At 43.1% G+C, this 20,514-nt stretch carries 20 protein-coding genes and 3 pseudogenes; 8 read left to right on the forward strand and 15 right to left on the reverse strand.

Annotation, left to right across the window (positions count from 1 at the left end; genetic code table 11):
- A pseudogene (locus RAC86_RS18525) lies at nucleotides 1-206 on the forward strand (hypothetical protein); the annotation flags it as partial.
- 31 nt (nucleotides 207-237) lie between these two features.
- Here the strand turns inward: RAC86_RS18525 and RAC86_RS18530 are convergent.
- The 3 genes from RAC86_RS18530 to RAC86_RS18540 all read right to left on the reverse strand — a co-directional run bounded on the left by RAC86_RS18530 (nucleotide 238) and on the right by RAC86_RS18540 (nucleotide 2,745).
- Nucleotides 238-1,491 (reverse strand): MFS transporter, encoded by a 1,254-nt coding sequence (locus RAC86_RS18530; RefSeq protein WP_072565664.1) that lies wholly within the window; start codon nucleotides 1,489-1,491, stop codon nucleotides 238-240.
- The gene (locus RAC86_RS18535; RefSeq protein WP_014112482.1) at nucleotides 1,488-2,405 is read right to left on the reverse strand and encodes a bifunctional helix-turn-helix transcriptional regulator/GNAT family N-acetyltransferase; all 918 of its coding nucleotides are present in this window, start codon (nucleotides 2,403-2,405) and stop codon (nucleotides 1,488-1,490) included. The genes RAC86_RS18530 and RAC86_RS18535 overlap by 4 nt, the downstream gene beginning before the upstream one ends.
- Before the next feature lie 91 nt (nucleotides 2,406-2,496).
- Nucleotides 2,497-2,745, reverse strand: a complete 249-nt coding sequence (locus tag RAC86_RS18540) for a YbeF family protein (protein WP_072566802.1) — start codon at nucleotides 2,743-2,745, stop codon at nucleotides 2,497-2,499.
- A gap of 294 nt (nucleotides 2,746-3,039) precedes the next feature.
- Between RAC86_RS18540 and glpT the strand changes: the two genes are divergently transcribed.
- Entirely contained in the window at nucleotides 3,040-4,374 is a 1,335-nt protein-coding gene (glpT, locus tag RAC86_RS18545; RefSeq protein WP_072565663.1) for a glycerol-3-phosphate transporter, read from the forward strand.
- Between the two features lie 98 nt (nucleotides 4,375-4,472).
- A complete protein-coding gene (locus tag RAC86_RS18550) occupies nucleotides 4,473-5,363 on the forward strand; it encodes a glycerophosphodiester phosphodiesterase (RefSeq protein ID WP_061186970.1) in 891 nt (296 codons plus the stop codon).
- Nucleotides 5,364-5,388: 25 nt separating this feature from the next.
- Here the strand turns inward: RAC86_RS18550 and RAC86_RS18555 are convergent, their stop codons facing one another.
- Nucleotides 5,389-7,017, reverse strand: coding sequence for a Na/Pi cotransporter family protein (locus tag RAC86_RS18555; RefSeq protein ID WP_175304905.1), 1,629 nt, complete (start codon nucleotides 7,015-7,017; stop codon nucleotides 5,389-5,391).
- 372 nt (nucleotides 7,018-7,389) lie between these two features.
- Between RAC86_RS18555 and RAC86_RS18560 the strand changes: the two genes are divergently transcribed.
- Nucleotides 7,390-7,650: a hypothetical protein gene (locus RAC86_RS18560; RefSeq protein ID WP_014112476.1), complete on the forward strand. Its 261-nt coding sequence runs from the start codon at nucleotides 7,390-7,392 to the stop codon at nucleotides 7,648-7,650.
- A 39-nt stretch (nucleotides 7,651-7,689) separates the two neighbouring features.
- Here RAC86_RS18560 and cypC read toward each other — a convergent pair whose 3' ends face one another.
- Nucleotides 7,690-8,943, reverse strand: a complete 1,254-nt coding sequence (gene cypC / locus RAC86_RS18565) for a CYP152 family fatty-acid peroxygenase CypC (protein ID WP_072565662.1) — start codon at nucleotides 8,941-8,943, stop codon at nucleotides 7,690-7,692.
- 171 nt (nucleotides 8,944-9,114) lie between these two features.
- Here cypC and blaOXA point away from each other — a divergent pair, with 171 nt between their 5' ends.
- Nucleotides 9,115-9,918, forward strand: a complete 804-nt coding sequence (blaOXA, locus tag RAC86_RS18570) for a class D beta-lactamase (RefSeq protein WP_072565661.1) — start codon at nucleotides 9,115-9,117, stop codon at nucleotides 9,916-9,918.
- Between the two features lie 26 nt (nucleotides 9,919-9,944).
- Here blaOXA and RAC86_RS18575 read toward each other — a convergent pair whose 3' ends face one another.
- From RAC86_RS18575 to RAC86_RS18590, 4 genes are all read right to left on the reverse strand, one after another.
- Nucleotides 9,945-10,136, reverse strand: a complete 192-nt coding sequence (locus tag RAC86_RS18575) for a DUF5370 family protein (protein ID WP_041521120.1) — start codon at nucleotides 10,134-10,136, stop codon at nucleotides 9,945-9,947.
- A 14-nt stretch (nucleotides 10,137-10,150) separates the two neighbouring features.
- Nucleotides 10,151-10,399, reverse strand: coding sequence for a sigma-G-dependent sporulation-specific acid-soluble spore protein CsgA (gene csgA, locus RAC86_RS18580; protein ID WP_014112471.1), 249 nt, complete (start codon nucleotides 10,397-10,399; stop codon nucleotides 10,151-10,153).
- A gap of 112 nt (nucleotides 10,400-10,511) precedes the next feature.
- Nucleotides 10,512-11,900, reverse strand: coding sequence for an amino acid permease (locus tag RAC86_RS18585; RefSeq protein WP_072565660.1), 1,389 nt, complete (start codon nucleotides 11,898-11,900; stop codon nucleotides 10,512-10,514).
- Nucleotides 11,901-12,223: 323 nt separating this feature from the next.
- The gene (locus tag RAC86_RS18590; RefSeq protein WP_072565659.1) at nucleotides 12,224-13,408 is read right to left on the reverse strand and encodes a DUF4885 domain-containing protein; all 1,185 of its coding nucleotides are present in this window, start codon (nucleotides 13,406-13,408) and stop codon (nucleotides 12,224-12,226) included.
- A 132-nt stretch (nucleotides 13,409-13,540) separates the two neighbouring features.
- Between RAC86_RS18590 and RAC86_RS18595 the strand changes: the two genes are divergently transcribed.
- Both RAC86_RS18595 and RAC86_RS18600 read left to right on the forward strand, forming a co-directional pair.
- Nucleotides 13,541-14,398, forward strand: coding sequence for a hypothetical protein (locus tag RAC86_RS18595; protein WP_072565658.1), 858 nt, complete (start codon nucleotides 13,541-13,543; stop codon nucleotides 14,396-14,398).
- Nucleotides 14,399-14,506: 108 nt separating this feature from the next.
- Complete coding sequence (locus RAC86_RS18600; protein WP_072565657.1) at nucleotides 14,507-15,277, forward strand: serine/threonine protein kinase; 771 nt, start codon at nucleotides 14,507-14,509, stop codon at nucleotides 15,275-15,277.
- Here RAC86_RS18600 and RAC86_RS18605 read toward each other — a convergent pair.
- From RAC86_RS18605 to RAC86_RS18620, 4 genes and pseudogenes are all read right to left on the reverse strand, one after another.
- A pseudogene (locus RAC86_RS18605) lies at nucleotides 15,262-15,524 on the reverse strand (hypothetical protein). The gene RAC86_RS18600 and the pseudogene RAC86_RS18605 sit on opposite strands and share 16 nt — an antisense overlap.
- A 58-nt stretch (nucleotides 15,525-15,582) precedes the next feature.
- Nucleotides 15,583-16,569, reverse strand: a complete 987-nt coding sequence (gene ybdK / locus RAC86_RS18610) for a two-component system sensor histidine kinase YbdK (RefSeq protein ID WP_193427797.1) — start codon at nucleotides 16,567-16,569, stop codon at nucleotides 15,583-15,585.
- Entirely contained in the window at nucleotides 16,566-17,237 is a 672-nt protein-coding gene (ybdJ, locus tag RAC86_RS18615; RefSeq protein ID WP_072565656.1) for a two-component system response regulator YbdJ, read from the reverse strand. The genes ybdK and ybdJ overlap by 4 nt, the downstream gene beginning before the upstream one ends.
- A 1-nt stretch (nucleotide 17,238) precedes the next feature.
- Entirely contained in the window at nucleotides 17,239-18,216 is a 978-nt protein-coding gene (locus tag RAC86_RS18620) for an alpha/beta hydrolase (protein WP_072565655.1), read from the reverse strand.
- A gap of 135 nt (nucleotides 18,217-18,351) precedes the next feature.
- Between RAC86_RS18620 and RAC86_RS18625 the strand changes: the two are divergent.
- Nucleotides 18,352-18,468 (forward strand): annotated as a pseudogene (locus RAC86_RS18625) (MerR family DNA-binding transcriptional regulator); the annotation flags it as partial.
- 136 nt (nucleotides 18,469-18,604) lie between these two features.
- Here the strand turns inward: RAC86_RS18625 and RAC86_RS18630 are convergent.
- On the reverse strand, nucleotides 18,605-18,949 hold the full coding sequence (locus RAC86_RS18630; protein WP_072565654.1) for a hypothetical protein: 345 nt from the start codon (nucleotides 18,947-18,949) through the stop codon (nucleotides 18,605-18,607).
- A 246-nt stretch (nucleotides 18,950-19,195) separates the two neighbouring features.
- Nucleotides 19,196-20,368 carry an MFS transporter gene (locus tag RAC86_RS18635; protein ID WP_072565653.1) on the reverse strand — a complete coding sequence of 391 codons (1,173 nt, stop codon included), beginning with the start codon at nucleotides 20,366-20,368 and terminating at the stop codon, nucleotides 19,196-19,198.
- Nucleotides 20,369-20,514: the final 146 nt, after the last annotated feature.

Genomic DNA, 20,514 nt, shown 5'->3' on the forward strand with positions numbered 1-20,514 from the left:
CAACGAATGAATTACCCCACGCAGGGAGTTTACTTGCTAGGTTATTTTTTGTTGTTGTCGGATTTATCTGGCTGGCATCTTGTTTTAAAAATCCTAAAACCATTCAAATCTCTCAAAACTTCAAACAAAAATCAGAAAACGCCCGCATTGTCGGAATGATTGACTTCGTATTAGAACAAAAATACAAAAAAAGCATCTCTGAATAATCCCGAAATCAGAGATGCTCAATCTCTGCCCTCATCCCTTCTCTATCACAGCCACACTGTCACGCGTGGCCGCTGCGGGCTCCCTCAGCAACACATTCATCACACTCGCCAGCACGAGCATTCCAATCGACACATAAAAAGCCATTGTATACTCACCCGTTACAGTATAGATGACGCCAGGCACATACGCGCCGAGTGCCGATCCGATTTGATGGGCAAGCGACAGCCAGCCGATCATGAGGCCGATCGAGTAGTTTTGAAAGTACTGGGTAGCGAGCATTTGAGTCGGCGCTACCGTGGCGAAGTCCACTAATCCAAACAGAATCGCAAAGGCTAAAAGCAAGTAGGGCTCGTGGCTGTAAATCAGAATCATGATCGACAGCGCGCGTACCGCATATAAAAAGCACAGGATTTTCCGGCTGCTCCACCGGTCCGCTACAATTCCAGACAGTAAGATGCCAGCGATATTAAAGCCGGCAAGCAGACTGACAGCGGCACTTGTGACTGTCGTTGAAAAGCCGTGATCGTGAGAAAAGGGAATCAAATGGGTATCCATCAGCCCCACGGTCGTAAATCCGCAGATCAAAAACGGCAAAATCAAAAACCAGAATTGCCTCATCCGAAACATTCCGGTCACTGAAAGAGCAGTTGTATTAGGCGCTGTTTCTTTTTCCACAGCAGCCAGCCCGCCGATCGGCTCTGCATTCTTTTCTGAAGGATTGTTCCGCAGCATCAGCAGTGCAGCTGGAAAGACAATCACGATTAACAGCAAGCCCAACACCACCACCGTCAGCTTCCAGCTAAACCAATGAATCAGCATGAGTGAGCCGGGAACGAGAAGCATTTGCCCAGCCCCAAAGCCTGCTTCCATGATTCCAAAGGCTAGTCCCCTCTTTTTGCTGAACCAATTGACAACCAACACACTTGCTGCCACATTCGATGCTCCGCCCACTCCAAGCGAGACGCCCAGCCCGTAAAGCAGAAACAGCTGCCAAGGCGAGGTGACAAAGCATGTTAAGAAAATGCAGACTCCTGTCAGTAACGAACTCCATGACAAAACAGCCCGAGCACCCCATTTGTCCACAAGCCGCCCAATCACCGGCTGTGATATGCCGTAGACAATAAAGCTTATCGTTGAAATCAGCGAGATGGTGCCTCTATCCATTGAAAACTGCCGTTCCCATGGCTCCACAAATGCACCAAACGACAGGCGCACCCCCTGAACGGCCAATAAGATCAAAAAGGTGATGGAAACGATGATCCAAGCATAGTGCAGTCTTTTCATGACAACTCCAGATCCCACCGTTCTTCTGTCAGACGCTGTCCCCATAATGGCGCTTCTTTTTTCACTTCACTTACCCTGAATCCAAATTTTTCGTAGAGCGGACGGGCCTCAGCCATGGTGCTCACCGTCCAAAGAAAAATGCGTTCAAATCTCATGTCCCGGCAGTATGCAACCAGATGCTCCAGCAATTGAGTGCCGAGCCCCCTTCCTCGAAAAGCGGCATCAACAAGAAACCATCTGAGCTGCACTGTCTTTTCATCATGTTTGACCAACCCGACAGAGCCGGCAAATTTCCCACCGCTTTCTGCAATCCATATTTTTTCGATTTCAGCATCAAATGTCTCATGAAGATAAGCTAAAAACGTGTCGTCCCAGCCATGAGCCTCCTCATAAAAGTGTCTCTGTTTTTCAATGAGAAGCTGAAGATCATCCGAAAGAAAATAATCTCTAATCGATATGTCTGACGTTCTGGAAGAAAGCGACTGTGAAAGGATCGCCTCAATTTCTGCCATCGCCTCCGCAAGCTTGTGCTGATCCTTTTGGTCAATTTCCTTCAGCATCAGTTCTACTTGTTCGTTGGCTTTCTCCTCCAGCTTTTTATAAATCGTTTTCCCCGTTTCCGTGACATAAATATAATGGTGGCGAGCGTCATCTTTGCTCTTCTGTTTATAGATCAAATCTTCTTTTTCAAACTGCTTCAAAATCCTGCTGACATATCCCCGATCAAGCCCTAGCTTATCCTGAAGGGCTTTTGCCGTACAATTAGGCGTATTATAAATCTCAAATAAAATCCGTGTTTCTGTTAAGGAAAACGGGCTGTCGTAAATGTGCTCATTAAGGAAGCCAAGGACATTTGTGTAAAATCGATTGAACTTTCTGAATTTTAATCCGACAGTTGATTCACTGGTTTTCAAACTCATCCCCACTTTCTTATATCGTCGATTAAGCCAATTATAATCAATGATAGTTGCCTTAGTCAACGATATGTTGGAAAGTGGGGCATTTTTATTTTCCTGATGCTTTCCTTTTCCTGATCACAATCAATGTGATAGAGGATAAAGCCAGTGAAACCAAGCTATAGATAACAGCCCATCCTAAGAATGATTCGTTAAAAATAGTAAAAGTGAACACTAGCGAAATGATCAAACTAAGCACCGGCATCAGATACACGTTTTTATAAACACAAGTCCCGGCTACCGATAACAATATAATCCCTAAAGGCAAAATACCAAATGCGATATCTAATTCATCCACCTGCAACAGCCTCCCTCCAGATTTTTATGCGGCTCGTAAAAAAACATAACTGCAATATGAAAAGGATAATATTCACTTTTTTCAAGATCCAATTTGAAAATTACCCGTTTACATTCACCCCGGACTATGATAATTTAAGAAAGCGCTATCATGATAAGTTAATAGCTTGGATGGAGATGAGGAGAGCCAGGAATCAAACCCCTTTTTGACAAGGGGTGTTTTCTGGCTCTTTTTGTTTTTCAGAAAGGAGGCACGCCACACATCCAGCACTAACAGCAAAGGGGGATGATTTTGATGCTTAATATATTTAAACCGGCTCCTCACATTGAGAGACTGGACGATTCAAAGATGGATGCGGCTTACAAACGGCTCAGGCTGCAAGTATTCATTGGTATTTTCATTGGCTATGCAGGCTACTACCTGCTGCGGAAAAACTTTGCCTTCGCCATTCCTTATCTGCAGGAACAGGGGTTTTCAAAAACGGAACTGGGATTGGTGCTGGCCGCTGTGTCCATTGCATACGGCTTCAGCAAATTCATCATGGGTATGGTGTCTGACCGCTGTAATCCGAGGTATTTTCTCGCGACAGGCCTATTTTTATCAGCAATTGTTAATATCCTATTTGTTTCAATGCCTTGGGTGACTTCGAGCGTCACCATCATGTTTATTTTTATGTTTATCAACGGATGGTTTCAAGGAATGGGCTGGCCGCCATGCGGAAGGACGATGGCCCATTGGTTTTCCATTAGTGAACGGGGCACCAAAATGTCGATCTGGAATGTCGCCCATAACATAGGTGGCGGGATTCTTGCACCGCTTGTTACTCTTGGCATCGCGATGTTCGTGACCTGGAAAAGCGTGTTTTTCTTCCCTGCCATCATCGCCATTATCATTTCATTTTTGATTGTTTTATTGGTTCGCGATACGCCTCAATCCTGCGGACTCCCGCCAATTGAAGAGTATCGGAATGACTATCCAAAACACGCTTTTAAAAACCAGGAAAAAGAATTAACAACAAAAGAAATTCTTTTTCAATATGTGCTGAACAATAAATTTCTTTGGTACATCGCGTTTGCCAATGTATTTGTTTATTTCGTGCGGTACGGCGTGGTTGACTGGGCGCCTACTTACTTAACAGAAGCAAAAGGCTTTTCTCCTGAAGATTCGCGCTGGTCGTATTTTCTCTACGAATACGCCGGCATACCGGGAACGATCCTGTGCGGTTGGATCAGTGACCGATTCTTCAAAAGCCGCCGGGCACCGGCAGGCGTCTTGTTTATGGCGGGCGTATTCATTGCCGTATTGGTGTATTGGCTGAATCCCGCGGGCCATCCGCTCGTAGACAACATCGCCCTGATCAGCATTGGCTTCTTAATCTACGGACCTGTTATGCTGATCGGCCTGCAAGCAATTGATCTCGCGCCGAAAAAAGCGGCAGGAACTGCAGCCGGTTTGACCGGATTTTTCGGATACATTGGCGGATCTGCCTTCGCAAACGCCATTATGGGCTTTGTCGTTGACCAGTTTGATTGGAACGGCGGCTTTATCATGCTGATTTCTTCCTGCGTTCTTGCTATCGTCTTCTTGGCTCTGACGTGGAATACAGGAAAACGGGCGGAGCACGTTTAAGAAAGAAACATAAAAGATTAATCATTTTCTAACACGCCGTTTACATCATTTTTTTAATATGAAAGACAGGTACTGTTTATCTATAAGGAGGAGAAATCATGCGAAAAAATAGAATACTAGCCTTGGTTCTTCTGTCGCTGGGCTTACTCTCATTTATGGTAACACCAGTGTCGGCAGCGTCAAAAGGGAATCTGCTGTCACCTGACCGTATCCTGACGGTCGCGCACAGAGGGGCTTCCGGATATGTGCCTGAGCACACGATCCTTTCTTACGAAACCGCTCAGAAAATGAAAGCAGATTATATTGAGTTGGATCTGCAAATGACAAAAGACGGCAAACTGATTGTCATGCACGATGAAAAACTGGACCGCACCACAAACGGAACGGGCTGGGTGAAAGACCATACGCTCGCAGACATTAAGAAACTTGACGCCGGTTCTTGGTTTAATAAAGCCTATCCGGAAAAAGCAAAGCCGCAATACGCCGGCCTTAAAGTTCCTACATTAGACGAGGTATTAGACCGTTTCGGAAAACACGCGAACTACTACATTGAAACAAAATCGCCTGACACCTACCCAGGCATGGAAGAAAAACTGATCGCTTCTTTACAGAAACATAAATTACTAGGCAAACATGCTAAGCGCGGTCAAGTGATTATTCAATCGTTCAGCAAAGAAAGCCTGGTAAAAGTCCATCAATTACAGCCAAACCTGCCAACCGTTCAATTGCTGGAAGCCAAACAAATGGCGTCAATGACAGATGCTGACCTGGATGAAATCAAAACATACGCTGTCGGCGCGGGTCCGGATTATAAAGCGCTAAATGCAGAAAACGTCAGTATGATCCGCAGCCATGGCCTCCTGCTTCATCCTTACACAGTCAATACAGAAGCAGATATGCGCCGCCTGCTTGACTGGGGAGTGACAGGAGTGTTTACAAACTACCCCGATGTCTTCCAGCACGTTAAAAAAGACTACAAAAAAAGCTGAGAATCTTAGGATTCTCAGCTTTTTCTTATCGATTTTCACCAATAACAGCTTCTGCAATATTCACCGCATGATCGCCGATACGCTCAAGGTTGCTGATCATATCGACAAAGACGATGCCCGCTTGTCCGGTGCACAGCCCTTCATTCAGACGGATAATATGCTTTTTGCGAAGCTTCCGTTCCATTTTGTCAATTTCATCTTCTTTTTCAATGACTTGCTCAGCTATCTTCACATCATTGTGGTGCAATGCTTCCATGGACGCTTTCACAGTAGAAATCGTCAAATCCATCATTTCCGTTAAATCCGCCATGGCAGATTCAGTGATAACCACACGATGTGCCTGCTGATATTCAATCAGTTCAATTACATTTTCGAAGTGGTCGCCGATTCTTTCAATGTCTCTGACGGTATCCATCAGCATATGATGCTCCTCAGACTCGTGCTCTGAAAGAGAACTTGAAGAAAGCTCGATCAAATAATCGGTAATTTTCCGATCAAGATTGTTAACCGCATCCTCTATCTGATAAGCATTTGCCGCGTATTTTGGCTGTTTTGTCACTAAAAACTGTTTTGTAACTTCCAGCCCCTGCACCGCAAAATTCCCCATTTGCAGCACTTCTTCTTTTGCTTGTCCAAGAGCAATAGAAGGGGATTGCTCGATAAAAATCGGATCAAGATGCGACTTGTATTCGACCATTGAATCCTTGCCCGGAATCAGTTTTGTTACGATCAAAGCCAATATCCCGACAAAAGGAAGCTGTATAATCGTATTGGTCGTATTAAAGATTCCATGTGCGAATGCAATCGTCATCTTCGGATCAAGCCCAATCGATGTCTGAAGCGATAAGATCAATGCTGTGAATGGTTTAAGCAAAATCAGGAAAATCGTTGTCCCGATAAGGTTAAACAGCACATGAGTGGCCGCAGCACGTCTCGCTGCAACAGATGCACCTAAAGACGCAAGAACCGCGGTGATCGTCGTTCCGATATTGTCACCGAATAACACCGGCAGCGCACCGTTAATATCAATTAGACCATCTGAAAATAAACCTTGCAGGATACCAATCGTGGCGCTGGAGCTTTGCACGAGAACCGTAAACAAAGTCCCAATGACAACACCTAGAACCGGATTGGAGCTCATACTAACCGTTAAATCGTGAAAGGCCTCAAGTGAACGGAGCGGTTTCATGCCGCCGCTCATTAACTCCAGCCCATAAAACAGAGCCCCGAACCCAAACACTATCTGACCCGCGTTTTGTACATTTTTATGTTTAAAGAAAAACAGTAAAAATCCGCCGACAGCAATAATCGGCAACGCATAGGCCCCTATATCGATTCCGATAATAAACGCGGTAACCGTTGTTCCAATATTGGCTCCCATAATGACGCCAATGGCCTGGCGAAGCGTCATAAAGCCCGCACTGACAAGCCCAACGGTGATAACCGTGGTTCCGGAACTGCTCTGAATCAAAACCGTCACAATAATCCCCGCCAATACGCCCATTAGCGGATTGCTTGTAAAACGGTCTAAAATATTTCTTAATCTATCTCCAGCCGATTTCTGAAGTCCGTCTCCCATGAACTTAATCCCAATCAGGAAAATACCGAGACCCCCGAGAAATTCGAACAGTAATGTTTGTATGTCAATCGCCAACATGTTCACCTCTGTTTAGACATTATTCAGCAAACTCTCTTCGATTATGTTTCAAGTTCAGATGATTGTAAATAAAACATCCGCTTAATTTACAATAACTTAACAATAAGCCTTATGGTCCTATTAAACGTTTACATTGGTGTAACATTTTTGCGATGAACATGACCAATCGACTACAAAAAACCTTGCGTGATAGCGCAAGGTTTTCTCATCACAGTTATTCTTTCCCACAAAGCTTTCAGTATACCTGCCCAAAGAATAGCAGGCACAGCCGCTGAACGGTTTCCCTAAGAAAATCGGCAAAGGTTTAGCCATACCCAAAACGGGAATGATACAGGAAACACTACTCTTAAAATAGAAAGGAGTATCACCATGAAACAAAAACTGTTACTTTCAGGTCTCGCTGTTTCAACCGTCGGCATCACTTCTTATCTATTAAAAGACCCGTCAAATCGCCAAAAAGCTAGAGAATTCATTCACAGCATGAAAATGAAAATGACCAAACAGCCGGATATGGAAACGTTCCCAGTCGATAAAGCAGGACATCCGCACCCGCAAGATATTGAGGACAACAAAATGGTATCCGAAGGCTCTATGTATCCCGTCCAATATTACGATGAAAAAAAGAAGTAATGAAAAAGCTCTCTTCGATAAGGAAGAGAGCTTTTATATTTAACTTTTCCGTCTGATTCCGCTCATCACAAAACCGCTTTCAGGCAATGACGGCATTCTCGCGAGACTGTAATGCAGCGATTGTTCCGGAACGTCGTATTCAATCTGTTTGACGAGAAAATCCAGGCTTGCTTTCATGACTTCAATAGTAATGCCTTCCCCTGGACAGCGATGCCCTTTCTCCGCGTGACCTCCGCCTTGAGGAATCAAATCAAACGGATTTTCCTCCCGCTCCTCAAATCGTTCAGGCCGAAATTCATCAGGGTTGTCCCATAAGCGAGGGTCGTGATTCGTTCCATAAACATCAAGCAGTACCGATGTGCCCTTCTTAAACTCACAGTTATTCCATTCAAAATCCTTTTTAACAAGCGCCCCTAAAAACGGGCCGAACGGATAATATCTGCGGACCTCTTGCACAAACATTTCTCTTTCCCGGCTGCTTCCAGAACACAGCCATTTCTTATACTTCGGATGCTTATGAAGCGCCAAAGCTGAAAACACAAGAAAGTAAGAAATGGCGACGATAGGCCGCAGGACATTAATCAGCTCAATGGCGGCCATCCGGGAATCCAGCTGGTTACCATCTTCTTGAGTGTGAAACGCCATTTCATGCAGTGCTGTTCCGGCAGGTGTTTTCAGCAAGCCGGCACGAACATCTTCAATCATTCTTTCAATCCACTCTTCCGCACGCGGCCTTGCTCTTCTTCCCTTCCAATGCCGCGGCCCCACAGCACCGAACGCGTCGACCATATCAATGAAGTCATCCGCTCTCTCTTTGACTTCCGTTTCCTTCAGCGGAACGCCAGCCCAATAGCACGCCACCCTGCATAGGATTTCTTTTGCTTCCTCAAATAACACAACCTGATCCGCCTTCTCCCATCTCGTGACTGCCGCTTCCCACTCCTCTGTCATCAGCTCAGCCAAACGCTTTTGATGCGGCGGTGTCATTAATGACAGAAAAAGCAGCTTCCGATGGATATGCGCGTCGCCATCCATCGTCTGAATCGCATTTACGCCAAACAGCGTTTTCTGCACCCGCTTCGGCAAAGCATTCTGCCGCTGAAACCGCTCCGAATCATAAAACAGCTTCGCTGCCTCAGCACCGGTCATGCAAATAAAGGTTTTTCCCAATAAACGAGCCTGAAACAGGTCTGAGTGATAGCGCTCTGTTCTGTTTTTAATAAACAAATATCCTTCCTGCATCAGCGTCAGGCTGTTATCAAGACTTTTGTCATGTGGAATCTGCTCATTCATACGATTACCCTGCCTTCCTTTTTACCCTCTATTTTCACGTTATCTTCCGAATATAAACCCAGTAACAGTATTTGTTTACAAAACCAAATTTAAGCGCTTTTTTCTTATTTTTCAAAGGAAGAACAAAAGAAATAGAGAAAAGGTAGTTGATCAAAACAAAGGGGGAACAAAATGAAGAAATGGATATATGTTGTGCTTGTGTTGAGTATTGCAGGGGTCGGCGGCTTTTCCGTTCAGGCATCATCGTCTGCCCATGAGAAACATCTGAATGTCGGCCAAATGAATGTCGATGACGAATTCAAGGATACGGACGGAACCTTCATTCTTCACGATGTGCAAAAGGACAAGACCTTTGTCTACAACAGAGAACGGGCAAACAAAAGACAAACTCCGCAGTCCACCTTTAAAGTCGTGAACGCCTTAATCGGGTTACAGGTAAAAGCTGTTCGGGATGAATACGATGTCAAACGGTGGGACGGGGTCAAGCGCGAATTCGAATCATGGAACCGCGACCATACGCTAGGCTCGGCCATGCGGGAATCCGCCATCTGGTATTATCAAGCATTAGCAAGAGATATCAGTGATGAAAGGATGAAAACATGGCTTCATACTCTGTCATACGGCAATAAGGATATCAGCGGGGGGATCGACCAGTTTTGGCTGCAAAGCTCGCTAACAATATCTCCGCTGGAACAAGAGGCCTTTTTGGAGAAGCTTGTAAAAGAGGAGCTTCCATTTGACAAATCGGTGATGAAAACCGTCAAGCGCATGATGATTCAAGAGGAAGGAGATCACTACACGCTCTACGGAAAAACCGGAACCCGCCTGACAGATATGGGATTAGGCTGGTTTGTCGGATTCATCAAAACAGAGCATGGCTCGTATATTTTTGTCACCAATGTCGATGATTCCGGTACAAAAGCCAAAAACATCACAGTGGATATCCTGAAAAAGTATGGCCTGATCACATCATAAATGAAGGAGCCCTGCAAGGCAGGGCTCTAAATGTCATGCTCGAAACAATAATGATTCACAAGCTCTTCAATCAAATCATGATCAGGATATTCCCCATTAAATTCAAATTCGATTTCTTCCACAAACTCTCCGTGATGGTACACATGGATGGCTCCATTTTGTCGGACGACGCTAAACTCCGGCTGAAATGTATATCCGCTTCGTTCAATTGCTCCCATTTCTTCCCCGCCTTTCAAAGCAGTAATTCATACACCTCGTTTAATTCCTTAGCCCGTTTTTGATCCTGTTCATTCTGCGCATACTTAATTTCTTTTTCTAATACATGGTTCAAAAAAGACATTTCATTGTCATCTAAGTCTTTTACAAATTCCTCTTCATTCACATACCGCTTCGCTAGCATCTTCTTGCAAATCTGCTGGCAGACTTCATTTTCAAGATGATTTGAAAGTGATTCGCGCAAATAACCGAGTGTAACATCCATTTTATGCACACCTTTCCTTCTGCTATCTTTATCCTATAGCTTGCTAAAATGGGGAAAATCCATACACGAAAAATAAAAAAAGAGACATCCGTGAATGTCTCTTTTTCTATGGTTATTCAGCCGCTCGGCCGCTTTTGGTCAAATTGGCCTGCGTACGTTTGCCAATCCCAAACACATAATAACTAATGACCACAAGCGCTAAGAAAATCACGCCTACAATCAGAGAGATACGAGTATCATCATTAAACCACATACCGACCAAAACCATCAGCAAGAAAGCAATCGTCACATAGTTTGTGAAAGGTGCAAACGGCATTTTGAATGGATGTTTATCTAATGCAGCACCCTTCGCTTTTCTGAATCCGATGTGGCTGATCAAAATGATAAACCAAGGAATCATGCCCGGCAGCACACTTGCACTGTATACATAGACAAAGATCTTCGGAGGCGCGATATAGTTCAGCACAACACCGACAGCCAAACCGATCAGCACCGCAATTGTCCCATACAGCGGCACACCATTGCGTGAGATCTTCTTAAAGAATTTCGGTGCTTGTCCATTTACACCCAGTGTATAAAGCATGCGTCCTGCACTGAAAATACCGCTGTTACAGCCGGACATTGCCGCAGTAATGACGACAAAGTTAATAATGCCGGCCGCTGCCGTAATTCCGATTTTCGAGAACGTAGACACGAACGGACTTCCGAGTGAGTTGAGCTCATCCCAAGGATACACGGTCACGATTACAAAAATAGCGCCAATGTAGAAAATCAAAATACGCCAGATAATACTTTGAATCGCACTTCTTAGCGTGTTTTGCGGGTCCTTCGCTTCACCGGCTGTAATCCCGATCAGCTCAACCCCTTGATAGGCCGCAATGACGAGAGACAGCGCAAAGAAGAATCCAGAGAAACCGCCTGCAAAGAATCCTCCATGAGACCACAGATTCGACAAGCCGATCGCATCTCCGCCGTTGCCAAACCCGAAGAAAATAATCCCGAATCCCGCAATAATCATCAAGATAATCGTCACGATTTTAATCATCGCAAACCAAAATTCAAACTCGCCAAACGACTTAACAGAAATTAAGTTCGCCGCACCAAGAATCACCATTGCCACGATACCAGGTATCCAAGCAGGCAAATCCGGGAACCAATACTTCATATATGAACCGACAGCGATAATTTCTGACATGCCGACGATAATCCACTGGAACCAGTTGCTCCATGCTGTCATATAACCTGCCAGCGGATGAATATATTGATGGCCGAATGTCGCAAAAGAACCCGTACTCGGTTCGACATACAGCATTTCACCCATCGCACGCATAATAAAAAAGATAAAAATTCCGCATATTGCATAAGCCAGAAGGACAGACGGGCCAGTCCATGAAATGGTGCTGGCTGAGCCCATAAACAAGCCGACACCGATCGTACCGCCCAAGGCGATCATCTGAATATGACGCGCGCCCAGGCCCCTCTTTAATTCTTTATTTGCCATTCCTCTTCCCCCTCTTACAAAATACTCGAAAATGAGAAAACAGCAGGCCTGCTTGCCTCCACATCTTTCTCACCAATCAGTTATAACAATCAGAAAATTCAAACTTAAAATTGTTATATAATCTCCAAAATTACTTATTTCATCATAATAAATTTCTCTAGAAAATACAATTGTTTTTTTCAGGCAAACACATTATTCAGAGTTTTTAATTAAAACTTCGCTTAAAATATTTTATATAAATATAATGAAATGATTTAAATATGAATATCATATTTCTACCTTAAATTCTCATAAAAAATAAGCTGTTCACAATGAACAGCTTTCTAATCATTCACACCCGTTTGGTGCCTTAATGTCTTAAGCCAATCGGTATCTCCGGTGCCATAGCTCTTGCTTTGCCCCACATCTCTCAGAGATCCATTGCTGTAATCAATTGATAGGATAAAATCCGGAATGGCATCATACCCGGCTTTCGCCATTTTACTGAGCTCTGAACGATAGTGGGATATAGCATAAGAAGCCGTTTGTTTTTGCACAGGATCTTTTTCAAGCTCTTCTTTATATACGTCTAATAAGTCACGTCCATCAGGCGTTACGTACCGCCCATCAATCACTTCTAAATCCTTCAAATGATAGCCTGTGACTTCATACATCTCACGAGCAGCTTGATACTTTTGATATGCCTCTTCGGAAAATTGTGTTGAATCACCGCTTAGGCTTTTCATGATATGTAAAAATAGCTCTTTGCTGTTGTCTCCAGATTGCAGCACTTGCTCAATTTGCTCAATCAGTGCCTGATCGCCTGTCCCGCTCACCTGTACCTTATAGTCAATCGGCGTAATCGTAAACGTCAGCTCTGTCCCCTGCGGAATGTGAATATGGTTTCGGTTCAACAGCACTTGCAGCTGCTGGTTAACCTGGCTTCGCTGATACACCTTAGCATTCTCAGCCTCCACTTCCCCATTAAACGTGACATTGCGAAATGCGGCATCCTGCAGATTATAGTTTTGGGCCTTACCTTTGAATAGCCATTCTGTTTCATTATCGTAAGCAGCCTGTCTTTCTGCAGCTGACAGATCACTTCTGTAATAAGGAGACTTTGCATTTTGGTACTTATCCTTTATATAGCCTAATGGATCAGACTTCGTTTTGTTAATCGCATTCATTCTGCTGTATTTTTCATCTAGTATTTTGATTCTGATATCACTCTCAGATACATAGGGGTTCTTGGATTGAATCACTGTTACCTCCCCCGTATCTGTCACTGTTCGATCATTCGCTGATTGATACACTTTGCTGAAAGTCCCGCTGTTTCCCGCCACGCTGGTTTTAGAATAATTGAACTGATTGATTCCCTCATTTGAAGATCGTGACTCAAGCCTGCTGTATGCCTTTTCCTGCACCGCTGCTGTATTTTCAGACGTATTCTCGTGTGTAACAGCCGCATTCCTATTCAATATGTTCTGTGCCATCAGCTGGGTACGGATAAATTGCCGATTCAGACGCATTGGGTTCCCTCCTGAACAATTCTCTCTTACTCTTTTTTATCGGCAATACCAATGTATATATTAACCTCAAAAAACATTTATTTACACTTAAAACGTTATTATGTATGATGGAAATAAAAGGAGGTTGTTTACATGATGAAAAAATGGCTCTTTCCATTCGCTATTATGCTGGCTGTCTTATTCACCTTTACTTATTCGGCATCAGCTGCCGGAGTCACTGCTATTACAGGAAACAATTCATTTGATACCGCAGCACCAATCGGATATTGGAAATATAAGAATATCGATACAACGATACTGGAAGCCGGACAAGATGAAGCCTATTTCACTTTTACAGCTTATAAGGGAGAAAAAGTATACGTGAGAAGTACATACCAGAGCGCGTACACAGGGATGAAAATTGAAATTTACGATAAGAACAGAGCACCTGTTTCACAAGGCACAGAAGTGATTAATCCTAATACGTTCTCTTCTTTTATTTATGCCAATGCTGACGCCCAAAACACGACGGATACCTTCTATGTGAAAGTGTCACGCGGCACCTATACCGGGAACATGTATTTCACACTTTCAATTGAAGACCGAATCAAATCCGGCAGCGGAACGTTCCAATTCAGCGGCGTTGCTGAAAATAAAGGAAATACTGCCCTTAGCCCCTCAGGTTCTGACTCCAGCGTGATCAAGGCTGATTTAACAAACCAATCTGGAATACCGCGCGATGCCATTGTAACTAGAGTCCAAACAACCGCCACTCAAACACCAAGCCAGGGAAATACACGCCACTTCATCATGACGAGTGAAAATAACGAATGGCGCCGTGCACTTGTGAATAGCTCGACGTCAGGGTCTTATGATATATCATTGTCAGATCAACTCAGTGTCGCTAAGGTATGGAGTTTTAAATATAATACATTAGCGACTGCTAGATCGACGATGAGTAATGTAAAAGCAAAAATAGATTATGAATACGATGTCACAAAGCAGTTTTAATTCATACTGAGCTGGTTCAAATTCCATGAGCCGGCTCTTTTTTATTTTTAGCCTAGAATACAATTGTTTTGATAAACTGTAATCAGTACAACCAAGGGAAGTGCAGACATGGCATTAAAACAGCTCAAAAAGCTACTTTTTGACCGCCCTCTAAAGGACGGCGTTATCCTAAATCATCAATACAGAATCGAAGAATGCCTCGGAATGGGCGGCTATGGCTTGGTTTATTTGTGCACCGATGTCCATACTCAAACATCTTATGTCTTAAAACAGCTCCGGCCGACAAAAGCGAAAAAGGAAAAAGAAAGAGTCCGGTTCCAGCAGGAAATAAAACTGCTCAAAAGTATACACCACCCGCAAATCCCGGCCTTCATAGAAGATTTCATCATAGACGGACAGGCTTATTATGTCATGCAGCTGGTTGAGGGAAATAATATAGAAGAATTATTATTTTTTCGAAAACAGCCGTTTACAGAGCTTATGGCGTTACAGCTGATTTCACAGCTGCTTGAGATTGTAGAATACCTGCATGAACGCCTGATTTTTCACAGCGACATCAGAACGCCTAATATGATCATCAATAACGGCAGGCTCTGCCTCATCGATTTCGGCCTTGCAAAGCAATTGACTCCTGAAGAAACGGAGGAAGTAAAGGTGAGGCAACAGGATGACTTCTTCGATCTCGGAGAAACACTGTTATTCCTGCTGTACTCTCAATATAAAGGTAAAAAGAAGAAAAACGGCACTTGGCTGGAGGAATTAACGCTGACGAAAGAAGTAACCTTGCTGCTGAAAAAATTATTGGGCATTGATGAAGAGTACCAGCACACCGCTTTGATTCGCGAAGACCTGAACCGCGCGATTCAATCAGTCACATAAAAAAACCCTTGTCCCAAGACGGAACAAGAACTTTTTTGAGATTAACTGCTGCTGTAGCTCCGGCGCTTGTAGCGATGACTGCCGCCATAACGGTCGTAGTTCCTTCTTTTGCCTGAGCTGCTGCTGTAGCTTCGGTAATGCCGGCGCCGGCTGCTGCTGTAATGCCGGTGTTTGCGATAGCGATCACTCGAGCTGCTTGAGAGGTGCTTGATCGTTTTAATGATTTTTTTAAACATACGCTGATCACCCCATTTCTTTCTTCCTATTATATAAAGTTTATAGGAGAAAGAAAAACATCAGCGGGGTCACTCTTTTGAAAGCAAGAATCTCGTTCCATTCTCATTTGTCTGCAACTCATAAGTAATCGCAAGCAGCCTGCATATATCATCAATAATCTTTAATCCAAGCCCCTCACTGTTCTCATCCCGATCAAATCCAATACCGTCATCGCAAATAGAAACAGTCCCATGTTCAATCGTGACTTCCATTTTTTTAGCTTTTGAATGCTTTAACGTGTTTTGAAAAATATTATCGAACAGCCTTTGCATCCATAACCGGTTGCTCATCCATATCACATCTTGATCTGCCGGCTTATAGTGCAGCCTAATCCCATTCATACTGTATAAATAATCCCACTTTTTCACAGCTGTTTCTAACAGCTCGTTTAGACTCATTTCTTCATTTATGATATAAGAACTTTCTAACGTCTCAGCGGAATATAGATTGAATTCATTTGTTAATTCCGCGATATAGTGGATTTGCTGATACAATGATTCAAATACGGTCTGATCATGACATTGGCCTTCCAAATAAAATAACTGCAGCCTGAGAGCGGTTAAAGGTGTATTAATGTCATGCCGCAGTTTTTGCAAAAGCTCCTTTTTAATTTCCTCCTGCTGCCTCAGTTCCAGTTCACGGTATGTCGTTCGTTCAATTAACAAATTGACCGACTTGATCAGTTCCCCGATTTCATCAGCACGTTTCACTTCTATTTTATCTGGCACCTTTTGATCACTCGCCAGGTGTCGAATGGTTTGATTTAACAGATTGATTTTATGCAGCAGAGAATGAATCGACTTTGAAAATAAAAAAGCTAACAATAAGAGTGATAGCAAAAATACAACGATCATTGCGGGATACGCAAACGACCTGTGAAAAGGCATACCATGATTCATCGGTTTAAACATGCTGTCATAAATCACCGACATCAAAATGCTAACCGCCAGCAACAGTACCGGAACACTAATGACGGCTGTAAACAATAACAACTGATATTTTGTCTTTAGCTTCATTTCTTCACAACGGTATTCAGCCGATACCCTTCTCCGTATATATTTTCAATAATCTCACCCGCTTGATCCTTGATTTTGCCTCTGATTTTTTTAATGTGCACATTGACGATATTCGGGTTTCTGTCTTCGAGCTGCCACAGATATTCAAAGAAATGTTCCTTTGTCAGGGTGCTGTCTCTATTTTCATATAAATAAAAGAAAATTTTCCGCTCAATCGCAGTAAACAGCACCTCATCATGCAGGCTTTCATTAAACACTTTTTTGGTTTCCGCATCAATATACAAATGTTTGATTTGCGTAAAAGTGCCATAATGATGCTCAAGCATATTCTGCATTCTTAATAGCAGCTCTCGCGGGTCAAAAGGCTTTACCATATAATCCTCACCGATCTGCAAACCTTGGAGCTTGCTGTCCATATCATTGCGGGCCGAGAGAAAAATGACCGGAATGCGCAGCCCCAGCTTTTTGATTTTAGCAGACATTTGATATCCGTCTTCACCCGGCAGCATCACATCCATAATGACCAAATCCACCTTCTGAATCACCGAAAGCACATCCGCTCCATCTGTTTTCCACATCACATGATATCCCTCACGCTGCAAAATCTTTTGCAGTAGATCACCAATCGTCACATCATCTTCCACGATTAAAATATGATAACCCTTCATCCTAGCGAACCTTTCTCATAAACTCCATGGAAAGTTTATATATTTGATCAGGCTGATATAAATAAATACTGTGTGTTCCCCTTAGTTCCTTTATTTCGGCTGTATTGAATTGAGCCGCAAACGCTTCATAATCTTTTCGGTTTTGTATGGCATACTTTGAATTTCTATTTTGGTCAGAGACCGCATCTAAAATCAAGACGGGAGTTTCTTTTGGCGCCGGCAGATTCACAGATTTGCTGCCATTTTGGTAAGACTTTAAAAGCTCATGCTCCATATCTGCATTAAAAAATTGCTTAAAGTTAATGGCTTTATAGATATCTTTTTCTTCATCAGTTAAAAACGACTGCCGAATCACCTCAGGATTATATACAGCAGAAGGCATAAACCGATGAAAACCAATCGAGGTTAACAGGTGGAACCCTCTCACTTTCAGTCTGTCGATCCTGCTCAATTTATACGTGACATACTGCTGGGGCAATCCAATGTCCATCGCAATAATGGCCTTGATTTCCTTAGGATATTTCTGAGCCCAATAAATGGCTTCAATCCCGGATATGGAATGAGACATTAAAATATAAGGAGGCTTATTTCCGCTTTTCATAAGCGCTTTCCTCGTCTGTTCCAGTACCGTATCAATATCTCTGTCATCGTGAGACACATCACTGTATCCATAACCAGCCCGATCAACAACAGCAATCTTATTTTCTTTTGAAAACTTGCTGTACAAACCTTTCATCTCATAAGCAGGCGCAGCGATCCCCGAACCGGACATAAACACAAACGTATCCTTCCCGCTTCCCTCTTCATATACATTTATCTTTTTACCATCAACATCGACTACTTTGCCTTTGCCTTTTAACAGTGCTGCTTCCTTATTTAATTGATAATGGTGGTAAATAAAAACGGAGACGGATACAAGTAAAACCAAAGCAGCCAAGCTGCCAAAAAAGACTTTTAAGACTTTCCATAATGTTTTCATATGATGCTCCTTTCACGTGATACGGAAAGGATACGATATGAAAATAAATTTCTGATTAACTTTGGAAAGATTTTATTTTGACATTTGACTTTGCCCTTACGGAAAGGTGTACATTTGGAGCATGGAGGTGATCACTTGCTATCGATCGGTGAATTTTCAAAGATATGCAAAGTATCAACAAAAACACTGCGATACTATGATGAAATCGGGCTCATTCACCCCGAAGACATTAATCCTGAAAATGGATATCGGAGGGTCTTTCCGCAAAGTCCGGGAATTTCTTATACGCAGCCTTCTCCAAGGAGAACGACATTGAGAAGGCTGCCGCTTATATCAATCTTTCACAAAACGTAATTCAGCGGTATTCAATCCATGTATTCACACAAAGTTACCACAAAGCCTTTTTCTCTTCTTCCTGCTCGATAAACAGATAATTTTCAGGACGGCCCAAAACAGAAAAAAGCACCAAAAGCAACTTCCATCCCCGGATCGGACTTCCACATCTAAACTTCAACACTTCTCCTTCTGCTAAGTTAAACCTCAATATTTGGCTTGTACACCAAGCAACTTTCACTTGAATAACATGTTCACCAGGCTGCAAATCAATTCGCAGCCTCCCTCCATCTTTGATATTTCCCACCTCGGTACCATCAATTAGCACAGAATACCCTCTCAATTTATTTACGTACTGTGATACCCTGCTAATTTCAATATACGTCTCTAGATTATTCACGATGACACATCCTCAAAGTAATGATCTTACAGGCGAGAAGCGTTAGAACCCTTCCGCCATACCGTTATTTCCCTTCCTAGTATATTATAACTTGCTGTGCTTCAGCTCTCCGTCGGCAAAAATCCCTTTCAGCTTCAGTGTGCCTTCTACTTGGGCTTATAAAAAACACCCGCTTGTATAACGAGCGGATGTTAGATCTTTCGAAATGAAACCATTGAACTTTAAGGATGAAAACAAAGCATTGTATTATTGATTGATATCTTTTAGTGTCTGTTTCGGTTGTGAATGAAAAATCATCAATGATGCAATAATTGCAATCATAACCCCTAGCGCACCAATCCAGGTAATCGAGGCTAATGATACGTTTTCCACAAAAACCCCTCCTATTCCTGCGCCGACCGCCATGGCGAGTTGCATCATGGACTGATTAATACTGAGCAAAACACCTGACATTTCCGGTTCTATTGTAGCCAGGTGAAATTGCTGTGTCGGACCGGTGGACCATGCGGCAAACGACCATAATATGAGAATCACCAACACTCCGATATAGGAATGAGTGACAAATGACAGCAGAATCAGTGTGACGATATGCAATGTCATCCCGCCAATGAGTGTAAAAGGAACTCCCCATTTATCGGTGCTATATCCCCCAAACTTCGATCCAACCAAACTGGCAATTCCAAATATAAGCAAAACACCGCTAAGCAGCTTGCCGTTTATACCTGAGATGTTCAAGAGATACGGTGACAAATAGGTATAAGCAACAGAATATCCCCCGAGCCAGAAGAAAGTGATTGATAATCCCATAGCCACTTTCCGTTTTTTGAAAAGAGCAAGCTGTTGAAGTAAAGGCACAGGTTTATCCCCTTCAGTATGCGGAAGAGTAAAGAATATAACGGCCATCGCGATCAATCCCAACAAAGCAATGGCACCAAATACAGACTTCCAGCCTAATGCTACTGCTATCATTCTTCCAAGCGGAACACCAATGATTAAAGAAGCGGTAAATCCCATCACGACAGTAGCGATGGCACTGCCCTGCTTCCCTTCTGATGCAATCTTAGCGGCAATCGTTAATGCGGTAACAACAACCACACCTGCTCCCATCGCCATAATGATCCGCGCTGCAATAAACCATCCATAACCAGGCAGTACAAAAGCCAGGACATTGCCGAACACAAACAAACCGAGGGCATACATCATCAATCTGCGTCTATCCATACTTGCTGTCAACGCCATAAGTACGGGTGTGGAAAGAGCATATACAAGTGAAAAAATTGTAATGAGCTGGCCCGCGGCAGCCAAGGTTATCCCGAGTGTATGAGCAATGTGATCCAAAATTCCGGAAATGATGTACTCTGAAGTTCCGACTAAAAAACTGACAATGGCTAAAATATAAATTTTCCAAGTGTTAGACATAAACGTTCACTCCTTAATTATTAATAAACATATCACGAATTATCGATATGTTATTATAAAAAATAAACACATCGCAATATGTCGATATGTATGGTGTAAAAATAAACATCTTTTGATGTTTATTTTTATATCTCTGTTTTAAGAAG

The sequence above is a fragment of the Bacillus sp. LR_5 genome, assembly GCF_042709275.1.